We start from the raw sequence: 11,842 nt of genomic DNA on the forward strand, positions 1-11,842 counted from the left end.
CCTTCAGGGTGTTGGTTTGGGGCGGACGATGTCGACGCGGGTTGGCGGAATTCGGGTGCCGCCGGGAAAGCCTGGCTTGCCCTTACCTACGACGGTGGCACCGCTGCTTTCGATTTCAGGAAATGCCTTTTTCTGGTTCTTGGTTAACGGTGCGGTATCAGAGGATTTGCACTCGACGCAGGAGACTTTGCCGTCAGCATCACGACCGATCATATCAAGACGGGTGCGTGTGCCACTGTCTGTCTTGAGTGTCACTTCCCGTACGCTCTCCGCTTTGTCTTCGCTGTAGTCGGCGAAAATTTCCTCTTCGAACTCTTTGCCACGCTTTTTGTTTTTTTCGAGCTGAGTGCTGAGCACTACGTATAACGGTGCAATGCCTGAGTCGGCCGGAAAGACCAAAATGAAGTCTTTGTACTCAGGGGGGTAGATCGGGTCGACGATGATCCGATCTGCCGCTTCGGTCGGTGGGTAGATCCAGATCTGCGGTGTTTTCGGCGCAGCTTCCAGTGCGGGAATACCCAGCGTTCCGCTGACATCGGCCGCCGGTGTCCAGATCAGCTCGATTCCATCGCCAAAGTCCGCAACTTGCTGGTCGCCACGTGCCTGGAACTGCACCACGTTAACCATTTCCCAATCACGGTTCTTGCCCGTATAGAAGCCGTAGCCTTTGAGGCTACCGTCCCCTTGTTCCTCAACCCGCAGGCGCACGCGTGAACGGGCTTGGTTGAGTGAACGGAGTTGGTCTTCGGTGTAGAGGGCGCTGTCGTTCTGATTGGAAGGGGCTAACAGCGAAAGCACCCCGACCATTGAGCTTGCTTTCACACCCATGGCGGCTTCTGTTATGGCGGCACCAGTTGCACTTACCGCACGCACTCCTGCTGTTGCCGCGGCTCTGACTGCTGCCGCGATAGCAGGTCCCGCCAGGCTGAACGATCCGAGATTCGGTCCGAAGACACCACTGACTCTCTGCAGGGGCACCCAGCCGTTTTCGTCGGACTCCCGCCCCGCCAGTACGGTTAGATCACCGTAGTTAGTGATGCTGTCGGTGGGCACCGCGCCCGATGGGCTGGTGTAATCGATAATGGCGTCAGGTAGGTTGCAGGACTTGGCGAATACGCACCCTTTACGTTCTCTTTCTACGGGCGGTGCGCATTGAGTGAGCTTGTCTTCGTAGGCTTGCTGGCGGGCGAGCATGGCTTCGTAGGGTTTCTGCCTTGCCTCAAGCCCTGCGATTTCGGCGTCTGTCATGTCCTCCAGGCGTCGATAGCCACCGACACCTTCCGCCCCATACGTTCGCCATATTTTGGGGACGTCCTTGTTCCTTGCCATGCTTCATCCTTTTTCGTGCTGTGGCTTCGCGGCTATAGCCGGGCGCGGGACGATATCTGATGGTGGCGAGGGAGGATGTAGGACGGATCTGAAATTGGGGCGAGAATGAATTTGAGACTGTTGAGTTCACGCTTGAATCCATGTGAGCCGATCCGCGCGCTCATGTACCTATTCAATAGCGGAAATTCTTTTCGAAAAAACCGACGAGTGGTCGTATTTTTGAAGGGGATTGAGATCAACCGGAGCTAAATAAAAGACATATACGAGAAATTTTCGATGTCTTATCAAAACCTTACCGCCACACTGGGCAACCTAATCGCAATCGCCGCCATCATTGTCTCCTGCAATCAACAGCCAGCAAACTCGCCTTCAACCTTCACGGTGACGGCCCCCTTGCCAATGTGTCAGAGCACCACCACCACCACCACCACCACCACCACCACCATCCGGTAGCCATTTCTCGGCTACCGATGCGATAGCGGACATCGGTTGCAAAGTGCAGCCTTCCGTAGTCACTGATTCAGTGCTTGCTGCCCCCCCTGGCACCGTTAGCCAAGAAACTGCTAGCCATTCTTCGATGTGCGGGGATTCTGCCCGTCCTTGAAATCAATCCGAAGAAAGCACTTTTCCCCCTCCCGCCGGCGGGCCATCAATCAAAATTTATTGAAAACTCAAAATGTAGTAGGGAGCGGTCCAACCCACGCAACACGGGGCTGCCGATACCCGATTACCGATTTCACTGAGTGCAGCTGTTTCTGAAGATAGGAAAATCGTGGACAGGTTACGGCAACCGTATAAGAGACATGCCACACGCCTAATAAGCCTGTATGAGGCGTAAAAACATGGTGTTACATTTTATCTTCACCTGAAAGATCTATATGAATGGCTAGACGCATCTACCATCAAAAAAAATGTCAAGCCACATAACCAACTGATAAGTAAAAGTTTTTTTTAATAAAAGAACAATTCGAATTCGCATCTCCATTGAAACCGACCTTAGTAAGCTACCTCTCAATCAAAAAAATTCTGCAGAGGAATCGCACATGATCTAGCGTTAGGCCATCAATAGCACTAAGCCACCACCAAGGAACGACGCATGCCACCTAAGGATATTCAAACTCAGGCGCAAGAACTGAAGATACCGCAACTGGTTCACTTCACTCGCGCAGCTAATTTACCAACCATTCTGAAACACGGCCTCTATCCACTGAGCCGAAAGGATGAGATTGGAATTACCCCCCTGATTAACGATCAGCTGCGACTGGATGGGCATTTGGATGGAACTTCACTTTCTGTAAGCTTTCCAAATTTCCGAATGTTTTATAAATACCGTCAAGAAAACCCTGGCATTGAATGGGTTGTCCTTGGAATCAAACCCTCCGTTCTTTGGGAAAAGGACTGCGCGTTTTGCTGCCACAATGCAGCCGATAACCGCATTAGCGAACAGCAGTTGGCGAACCTGAAAACCCTTGGTGCTTTCCAAGGTATGTTTGCCGAGATAGAAGGGCATCAAACGCGTACAGAGCAACGTCTAAAACCGTTTGACCCAACCGATAGCCAAGCCGAGGTGTTGGTATTCGATATAATTGAACCAGAGCTTATTTTCGGAGTGATTTTTGAGAACGCTAAAGCCCTCAGCGCTAGTAAACAGATTTGCGGAGATCGTGATATAAGGGTAAATCAAGCTGGGCAAGGCTTTTTTGCTTCTCGCTCCTTCGTCCGTTAAAACAAGGTAATACGATGGCCGAAAGACCAATTTTCATCCCTACACCAGAGGGAGAAACACTGGCTGAAACAAGGCTCGTGGACTTCACGTGGCACCCTGGGATGGCTGTGTCGCAAAAGCAAAAATCTATAGAGTCGCTTCACGAGGCGGCTCGTAGAGCGATACCATCAGTCAGTAAGATTCTTGAAGTTTCTAGCAAGTCCAAGGATGAGTTAGGTGTCGCTTTGAGCGCCTTTAACCTTCGCTTCACTACCCTAAAACACAACCTGAGCATGAGTGTCGAGTGCGCTTTCCAAGGTAGTAAGGTCTTTGAGCGAGGGGGCCCGTATAAAGATATTTTTGGATTAACGTCCCGTGAGGCAAAAAAAGATGAACGAATCCAAAATTCAGGACGCCTAGTAAAATTCAGCTTCTTCAATACTGATTGGGATCTTGAACCACGCACAGCCTTTTATGACTGGCTTTACATTAACGCACTAAAAAAACAACCACTCAATATTATTGACGCTCTGGTTGAATATTCCGGGTTCACAGACATTGAATTTAACCCGGCACGCTCCATCAACTGCCAAGCCTACTCAATAGCTTTATTTGTATCTTTGTACAGAAGACGGATGCTTGATGATGCAACTTCTTCCAAGGATGCGTTTTTGAGAACCGTCAAGGGAGCGGTGATTAGTAATGCTCATCAAAATAACAATATACAAAATGACTGGATCGGCTAGCTAGTAGCCGCCGTAGCCGCTCCCCTCCATCCACCGATTCAGGGACAAGGGTAGGGGTGTCCAAAAAATGTCCAACGCTTTCCGGTTCTTGCGGGAAATATGGGATTTAACACACCATAAATGTTGACGTCTTCACTGGAAAATCCGTAATCGCTGGTCCTAGTGTAGGGCTCATAATCCTTTGGTCCACGGTTCAAGTCCGTGTGGGCCCACCAAACAAGACAAAGGTTTATGCCAACGGCATAAACCTTTTTTTGTATTTGGAACATAAGTGCACTGGAAGCACTCAAGCCCCATCTGGCATTGCATCAATGCCAAGACGGACTCTTGCATCAACTGGAGCAAAAAATGAGCAACATGGAAAAGGAAATTCCAGAGAACACTATTGAACAAACCATCAAGGTTCTCGAATACCTGAATACCTGCGAACCGCTCAAAGCGAAAGCACGCAGGACCAAACTGGAAGTCAATGCCGACAGATTGACCAACTTGTTCCTAGGCTTCGGAGCGGGAGGAATTGCGTTGGCGGGCTGCATGGCCTATTGGCATAGCTCCATCAAATCACTTCCCATGTGGGGAAAAGACCTGGCACTGGTGTTAATTTTTACCTCGACGGTGTCTGTACTGCTCTCGTTCCTGACTCCCATCGTGGCGCAAATCTGCATTCTCAAACGATGGAAAACTATCAGTCTGAAAAACATGATCGACGATATAAGGCATGAAAATACGTTGGTCGACTCACTCCAGCACCATGCGATTTCGGTGCTACAAGAAGCGAAATACTGGCTGCAGCTAAAGATCACCCGAGCAGAAGCAAGGGTCGCTTATTTCTTTGGAGAAAAAACGGCAGGGCTCGCCCTGCTGGGAACAGCTTATGTTTGCGCCAAGGAGTTTGGTGGTTTTCCATGGCTTGGCAAAACCCTTGAAGCCGGTTTTGTGTTGGGTAATTGGGGAAATACTGCACTGTTGATGATCATTGCCATGGTGCTAGGCCTGTCTCTGGGTGCGTTGTTACTTAAACAAGTCAGCGCCCGCTATCGCTTTCAAGTCGAACTCATCGAACATGTCCTGAGCAGGCAATGTAAAAAATCAGAAGCCTGAATCCGCAGATGTAAAAAGCCGCGTAAACCGCGGCTTTGTCGACTCAGCATTTCCCTCTATTCGACAACGGCCACACACCACCAACTGCCCAGTGGCCTCTCACAAGCGTCTCGCCAAACGAGCCTGTAACATACGGACCAGTAATCCGCACGCCATGGAGAACCTCTTTGTCCGACATCCGCCCACCCGTGCTCGATGAAATCGACCGCCAGCTGATCGCTGCCCTGCAAATCAACGCCCGCGAAAGCGTGGCGATGCTGGCCCGGCAATTGGGGATCGCCCGCACCACCGTGACTTCACGACTGGCGCGACTGGAAAAGGCCAAGGTCATCACTGGTTACGGCGTGCGTCTGGGCCAGCGTGTGGTAGATGGCGGGCTGCAGGCTTACGTCGGAATCAAAGTGCAGCCACGCTCCGGCAAAGAGGTGCTGCGCCGGTTGAGCGCGATGGCCCAAGTGCAGCAATTGTGCGCGGTGAGTGGTGAATTTGACTACGTAGCCTGGCTGCGGACCGATTCACCGGAACAACTCGATCAGCTTCTGGATCAGATCGGCAGCGTAGACGGCGTGGAGAAGACCACGACGTCGATCATCCTCAGCAGCAAGATTGATCGCGGGCATCCAGTTTGATCATCACCATCGTCACATTGCAGCTCAAACACTCAAAACGACGACACATTGCGTCTTATTAACGTGTTCTACGCTCCCTAGAATGGCTGGCATCTTTTCCTATACTCAGACGCGCCTCCAGCCTCGGGTCGCCAGCAAGGTCAGCCATGAACAAGCACAATCGCCATCCTGCAGACGGTAAGAAACCGATCACCATTTTTGGCCCGGACTTCCCTTTCGCCTTCGACGACTGGATCGAACACCCGGCTGGTCTGGGCAGCATTCCCGAGCACAACCACGGCGCCGAAGTGGCCATCGTCGGGGCCGGCATCGCCGGTCTGGTGGCGGCGTATGAGCTGATGAAGCTCGGCTTGAAACCGGTCGTGTATGAGGCCTCGAAGCTAGGCGGCCGTCTGCGTTCGCAAGCGTTCAACGGTACCGACGGCATCGTCGCCGAGCTCGGCGGCATGCGCTTCCCGGTGTCTTCCACCGCGTTCTATCACTACGTCGACAAACTCGGCCTCGAGACCAGGCCCTTCCCCAACCCGCTGACGCCGGCCTCCGGCAGCACCGTGATCGACCTGGAAGGCAAAACCCATTACGCACAGAGCCTGAAGGATCTTCCTGCGCTGTTCCAGGAAGTGGCTGACGCTTGGGCCGACGCTTTGGAGGCCGGCTCGCAGTTCGCCGATATCCAGCAGGCGATCCGCGACCGCGACGTGCCACGCCTCAAGGAACTGTGGAACACCCTCGTACCGCTGTGGGACGACCGCACCTTCTACGACTTCGTTGCCACATCGAAAGCCTTCGCCAAACTGTCGTTTCATCACCGCGAAGTGTTCGGTCAGGTCGGTTTCGGTACTGGCGGCTGGGACTCGGACTTCCCCAACTCGATGCTGGAAATCTTCCGTGTGGTGATGACCAACTGCGACGATCACCAGCACCTGGTGGTCGGCGGTGTGGAACAAGTGCCGCAAGGCATCTGGCGTCATGCGCCGGAACGCTGCGTACACTGGCCGCAAGGCACCAGCCTGAAATCGCTGCACCACGGCGCCCCGCGCTCCGGGGTGAAGAAAATCGCCCACGCGCCTGACGGACGCTTCGCAGTCACCGACAACAACGGCGACACCCGCGAATACGCGGCCGTACTGACCACCTGCCAGAGCTGGCTGCTGACCACCCAGATCGAATGCGACGAGACCCTGTTCTCGCAGAAGATGTGGATGGCGCTGGACCGCACTCGCTACATGCAATCGTCGAAGACCTTCGTGATGGTCGACCGCCCGTTCTGGAAGGACAAGGACCCGGAAACCGGCCGCGACCTGATGAGCATGACCCTCACTGATCGCCTGACCCGTGGTACTTACCTGTTCGACAACGGCGACGACAAACCGGGCGTGATCTGCCTGTCGTACTCGTGGATGAGCGATGCGCTGAAGATGCTCCCGCACCCGGTGGAAAAACGCGTGAAACTGGCGCTGGATGCGCTGAAGAAGATCTACCCGAAGGTCGACATCGCCGCGCGGATCATCGGCGATCCGATCACCGTGTCCTGGGAAGCCGACCCGCACTTCCTCGGCGCGTTCAAGGGCGCCCTGCCCGGCCACTATCGCTACAACCAGCGCATGTACGCGCACTTCATGCAGGACGACATGCCGCCGGAGCAGCGCGGGATTTTCATCGCCGGTGACGACGTGTCGTGGACGCCGGCCTGGGTTGAAGGCGCGGTGCAAACGTCGCTCAACGCGGTGTGGGGAATCATGAAGCACTTCGGCGGGTCCACACATAAAGAGAACCCCGGCCCGGGCGATGTGTTCAACGACATCGGCCCGATCGCCCTGCCCGAGTAAGAGGAATCCCCGATGCGCGTAGCCCTTTACCAATGTCCACCGCTGCCACTGGAACCCGCCGCCAACCTTCAGCGCCTGCATCAACTGGCGATGGAGGCCAAAGGCGCCGATCTGCTGGTGGTGCCGGAGATGTTTCTCACCGGCTACAACATCGGCAAGGAGGCAGTCGCGACATTGGCCGAGGTCTACAACGGTGAGTGGGCGCAGCAAGTCGGACGGATCGCCAAGGCTGCCGGCCTGGCGATTCTTTACGGTTACCCTGAGCGCACCGCCGAAGGACAGATCTACAACGCCGTGCAGTTGATCGACTCAAAGGGCGAGCGCCTGTGCAATTACCGCAAGACGCATCTGTTCGGCGATCTGGATCGTTCGATGTTCAGCGCCGGCGATGGCGAGTTTCCCATCGTCGAGCTCAACGGCTGGAAGCTCGGGTTCCTGATCTGCTACGACCTGGAGTTCCCGGAAAACGCCCGGCGCCTGGCCCTTGAAGGTGCCGAGCTGATTCTGGTGCCGACAGCCAACATGATTCCTTTCGATTTCATTGCCGACGTCTCCGTGCGCTCCCGGGCTTTCGAAAACCAGTGCTACGTGGCGTACGCCAACTATTGCGGCCACGAGGGCGACATCCATTACTGCGGGCAAAGCAGCATCGCCGCGCCGGATGGCAGCCGCATCGCCCAGGCAGGATTGGATGAAGCACTGATCGTCGGTGAGCTGGATCGCCAGTTGATGGTCGACTCCCGTAGCGCCAACCGTTACTTCAACGACCGCCGTCCCGAACTTTACGACGCGCTCAACAAGCGCTAATCCGCTAGCATTGGCACTTCACTGCTCTGGAAGTGCCCATGCCTGCGCCGACTCACCCCCGCCCCCACACCGAAACCCTGGCCAACGGCTTGCGCGTGACCCTGCGTCACGTGCCCGGCCTGAAACGCAGCGCCGCTGCGTTGCGAGTGGCGGCCGGCAGTCATGACGTGCCGTTGGCATGGCCGGGGCTGGCGCACTTCCTTGAGCATCTGCTGTTTCTCGGCACCGAGCGATTTCCTGCACAGCAAGGGCTGATGGCCTACGTGCAAGGTCACGGCGGCCAGGTGAATGCCAGCACCCGCGAGCGCACCACCGATTTCTTCTTTGAATTGCCGCCAGCGTCGTTCAGCGCCGGGCTGGAGCGTCTGTCAGACATGCTCGCCCATCCGCGTATGAATCCGGACGATCAGTTGCGGGAACGGGAAGTGTTGCAGGCGGAGTTTGTCGCGTGGACGCAGGATGCTGCGGCTCAGCAGAAAGAAGCGCTGTTCGAAGGTTTGTCAGCGGAACATCCGTTGCGCGGTTTCCACGCCGGAAACCGCGACAGCCTGCCGGTGGAGCAAGCGGACTTTCAACAGGCATTGAAAGACTTCCACCAGCAGTTCTACCGCACCGGGCAGATGACCCTGAGCCTGGTCGGGCCGCAGAGTGTTGAAGAGCTGCGCACGCTGGCCGAACAGTTTGCCGCCACGCTGACGCCTGGGGATAAAACTGCACAGGCAGCCCCCGTACGCTTGATGGGCAACGCTGAGGAAAGTTATCAACAGGCCGGCGAGCGTCTCGGCAATCTGCTGTTTGCGTTGGAGGAGTTACCGGAGTCGTCGGCCGAAGCGCTGGCGTTTCTCTGCCACGGGTTGAACAGCGCCAAACCCGGTGGCTTGCTCACCCATTTGCAGCAGCAGGGTCTGGCGGAAGGTTTACAGGCCTGTGTGCCCTACCAATTTGCTGAGCAGGCTTTGCTGCACCTTCAATTCACGACGCCATCCGGTCCACTCGACGCCATCCGCGCGCAGTTTCTCGACTGGTTGAGCTTCTTCGCAGCCCAGCAGGACTGGCCGACTTTGCGGGAGGAATATTCGGCACAGCTTCAGCGTCAGCAGCAGGTCAGCGGTGCGTTGCAACTGGCGCGACTCGACAGCGAACAACTCGAGAGCGGACTGTCCGACGCGGCCGTTACGGCGCTCAAAGTGATTCTCGGCAAAATCGGCGCTGTGGATAACTTCAGCAGTCACTGGCATCTGCCCGCTGCCAACCCGTTTCTGCGCGCAGCCGAGCCGCTGGCAAACGCCGGTCTGATCCGCGGCCAGACCAGCGCCCACCGAGGCCTGCGCACGTTTGCTCAGGATCGTTCGCGCAGCCGCCGCGAACGCTCGCCAATGCAATTCAGCCAGGCGCTGCCGGATAACGGTGACGAAGGTACGGTGTATGTGCGCTGGCAGACGGAGGCGGCGGCCACGGCCGAGCTGCAAGCGAAACTGCAACGCAGCCTGCGGGAAGTGTATGACGACGCGCGTCAGGCCGGGGTGGAGTTGTCCTTCAGCACTACGGGTAATCAGTGGCTGCTGAAATTGACCGGCCTGCAGGACACACTGCCCGTAGTGCTGGAACATGCGCTGAAATATCTGACGCAGGTTGACGGCGATTCGCCAAGCGATGAGCCGCCAGTGCCGTCGATGCTGATCCGTCAATTGCTCAAGGCATGGCCGGAGCGTTGCCTGCCCGTGGTTGCGCAATCCGATGATGCCAAGCAGCTGTGGACAACTTCCCGTTGGGATGGTCTGGCGCTGGGTCTCGATGCCCATACCCAATCGGCCATGGGACTGGCCCTGAGCCGCATTCCCGGCAAGCCATCCAATGAATTACCGACCCTGCCGGCATTCCACGCACAACTTCGCTGGGATCAGTTCGACACCGCCTCCAGCGAACACGCATTACTGCTGTTCTGCCCGACCGCCAGACCGGACATTCCCAGCGAAGCCGCGTGGCGCTTCCTTGCGCACCTGTGCCACACGCCGTTCTATCAGCGGCTACGAGGTGAATTGCAACTGGGATACGCGGTGTTCAGTGCTTTCAGACAGGTACACGGCCAGGGTGGATGGCAGTTCGGCGTGCAATCGCCGACCGCCACTCCCGCGCAACTGCTCGATCACGTTCAACAGTTCATCGAAGGCATCCCCGCGCTGATCGAAAACATTGATGATGCCTTCCTCGTCGAGCAGCGCCAGATCCTTGCCGTACACCTGGATGCCGGCATTCTGCCCGGCAAGGAGGCTGCCGAACTTCTGTGGCAGGCAAAACTTGCCGGCCACTCGTCGGATTACCTGATTCAGCTGAGCAATGCCATAAGTCAGCTTGACCGCGAGGCATTGCTGGCCGCCGCACACTGTTTAATCCGCGTCGAAGGCGGCTGGCACGTCCTGGCCAACAGCCCTTCGCCGGGCGCACCGTGGCAAGCGGCAAATTGATCATTACCGGGGCTGCAAGGAGCTTTCTCAAAGATTCACGGGCAAACCCCCTGAAATTTTGAGTAACATAGCCACCTAACTATTTGGAACATCCCTGCGCTGCCGTGGACTATACCTATGGATAGCGCTATCCCACCCACCTGAAAAAGGAGTCACCCGATGGCCTGGACCAAACCTGCTTACACCGACCTGCGCATCGGCTTCGAAGTCACCATGTACTTCGCCAGCCGCTGAGTCCTGCCTCAAGCAGAACACTGCAGTGCAACGCCTCGGCTCGCCGGGGCGTTTTATTTTCAGCGTTGAAATGATGGAGCGTTCATGTTCGTCCAGATTCTGGGTTCGGCCGCCGGTGGCGGTTTTCCGCAGTGGAACTGCAACTGCGTCAATTGCGCCGGTTTTCGCGATGGCAGCCTGAATGCCCAGGCCCGTACCCAATCGTCCATCGCGATTTCCGATGACGGCGTGAACTGGGTGCTGTGCAATGCCTCGCCGGACATCCGCGCGCAGCTTCAGAGCTTCGCCCCGATGCAGCCGGGCCGCGCCCTGCGAGACACCGGCATCAGCGCGATCATCCTGATGGACAGCCAGATCGACCACACCACCGGTCTGCTCAGCCTGCGCGAAGGTTGCCCGCATCAGGTCTGGTGCACGGACATGGTCCACGAAGACCTGAGCACCGGTTTTCCGCTGTTCACCATACTCAAGCACTGGAACGGCGGGCTGGACTGGAACCGCATCGAACTCGACCAGAGCTTCACCGTCGCCGCCTGCCCGAACCTGCGCTTCACCCCGCTGCCGTTGCGCAGCGCCGCACCGCCCTACTCGCCGCACCGCTTCGACCCGCATCCGGGCGACAACATCGGCCTGATCGTCGAAGACCTCGGCACCGGCGGCAAATTGTTCTACGCGCCGGGTTTGGGCAAAGTCGACGCGCCATTGCTGGAAATCATGGCCGGCAGCGACTGCGTGCTGGTGGACGGGACGATGTGGGACGACGATGAAATGCAGCGTCGTGGCGTCGGCACCCGCACCGGCCGCGAAATGGGCCACCTGGCGCAGAACGGCCCTGGCGGCATGCTCGAAGTGCTGGAGCAGCTTCCCGAACAGCGCAAGGTGCTTATCCACATCAACAACACCAACCCGATTCTCGACGAAGACTCTCCGGAGCGCGCGGAACTGGTGCGGCGCAATGTTGAAGTGGCGTATGACGGCATGAGCATCGTCCTGTAAC

At 56.6% G+C, this 11,842-nt stretch carries 10 protein-coding genes; 9 read left to right on the forward strand and 1 reads right to left on the reverse strand.

The genetic code is table 11. The annotated features are described in order from the left end of the window. Positions 1-3: 3 nt before the first annotated feature. Positions 4-1,329: an S-type pyocin domain-containing protein gene (locus tag ACM6JM_RS00505; RefSeq protein ID WP_414881134.1), complete on the reverse strand. Its 1,326-nt coding sequence runs from the start codon at positions 1,327-1,329 to the stop codon at positions 4-6. 1,096 nt (positions 1,330-2,425) lie between these two features. On the opposite strand from ACM6JM_RS00505, the gene ACM6JM_RS00510 reads away from it, so the two are divergent. The 9 genes from ACM6JM_RS00510 to pqqB all read left to right on the forward strand — a co-directional run bounded on the left by ACM6JM_RS00510 (position 2,426) and on the right by pqqB (position 11,841). Then, positions 2,426-3,055 carry a DarT ssDNA thymidine ADP-ribosyltransferase family protein gene (locus ACM6JM_RS00510; RefSeq protein WP_414881135.1) on the forward strand — a complete coding sequence of 210 codons (630 nt, stop codon included), beginning with the start codon at positions 2,426-2,428 and terminating at the stop codon, positions 3,053-3,055. Between the two features lie 14 nt (positions 3,056-3,069). After that, the gene (locus ACM6JM_RS00515; protein ID WP_414881136.1) at positions 3,070-3,780 is read left to right on the forward strand and encodes a DUF6977 family protein; all 711 of its coding nucleotides are present in this window, start codon (positions 3,070-3,072) and stop codon (positions 3,778-3,780) included. Between the two features lie 348 nt (positions 3,781-4,128). Further along, on the forward strand, positions 4,129-4,881 hold the full coding sequence (locus ACM6JM_RS00520) for a hypothetical protein (RefSeq protein ID WP_210709710.1): 753 nt from the start codon (positions 4,129-4,131) through the stop codon (positions 4,879-4,881). A 167-nt stretch (positions 4,882-5,048) separates the two neighbouring features. Continuing rightward, positions 5,049-5,510, forward strand: a complete 462-nt coding sequence (locus ACM6JM_RS00525) for an Lrp/AsnC family transcriptional regulator (protein WP_064599860.1) — start codon at positions 5,049-5,051, stop codon at positions 5,508-5,510. A 146-nt stretch (positions 5,511-5,656) separates the two neighbouring features. Beyond that, a complete protein-coding gene (locus ACM6JM_RS00530; RefSeq protein WP_414881137.1) occupies positions 5,657-7,339 on the forward strand; it encodes a flavin monoamine oxidase family protein in 1,683 nt (560 codons plus the stop codon). 12 nt (positions 7,340-7,351) lie between these two features. Then, positions 7,352-8,146, forward strand: coding sequence for a carbon-nitrogen hydrolase family protein (locus ACM6JM_RS00535; protein ID WP_039768060.1), 795 nt, complete (start codon positions 7,352-7,354; stop codon positions 8,144-8,146). Positions 8,147-8,184: 38 nt separating this feature from the next. Next, positions 8,185-10,611 carry a pyrroloquinoline quinone biosynthesis protein PqqF gene (gene pqqF / locus ACM6JM_RS00540; RefSeq protein WP_414881138.1) on the forward strand — a complete coding sequence of 809 codons (2,427 nt, stop codon included), beginning with the start codon at positions 8,185-8,187 and terminating at the stop codon, positions 10,609-10,611. A gap of 159 nt (positions 10,612-10,770) precedes the next feature. After that, the gene (pqqA, locus tag ACM6JM_RS00545; protein ID WP_003444522.1) at positions 10,771-10,845 is read left to right on the forward strand and encodes a pyrroloquinoline quinone precursor peptide PqqA; all 75 of its coding nucleotides are present in this window, start codon (positions 10,771-10,773) and stop codon (positions 10,843-10,845) included. An 84-nt stretch (positions 10,846-10,929) separates the two neighbouring features. Further along, positions 10,930-11,841 (forward strand): pyrroloquinoline quinone biosynthesis protein PqqB, encoded by a 912-nt coding sequence (gene pqqB / locus ACM6JM_RS00550; RefSeq protein WP_414881139.1) that lies wholly within the window; start codon positions 10,930-10,932, stop codon positions 11,839-11,841. The last annotated feature ends 1 nt before the right edge of the window (position 11,842 follow it).

The sequence above is a fragment of the Pseudomonas sp. IT-P2 genome, from assembly GCF_949767575.1.
Taxonomy (GTDB): Bacteria; Pseudomonadota; Gammaproteobacteria; order Pseudomonadales; family Pseudomonadaceae; genus Aquipseudomonas; species Aquipseudomonas pharyngis.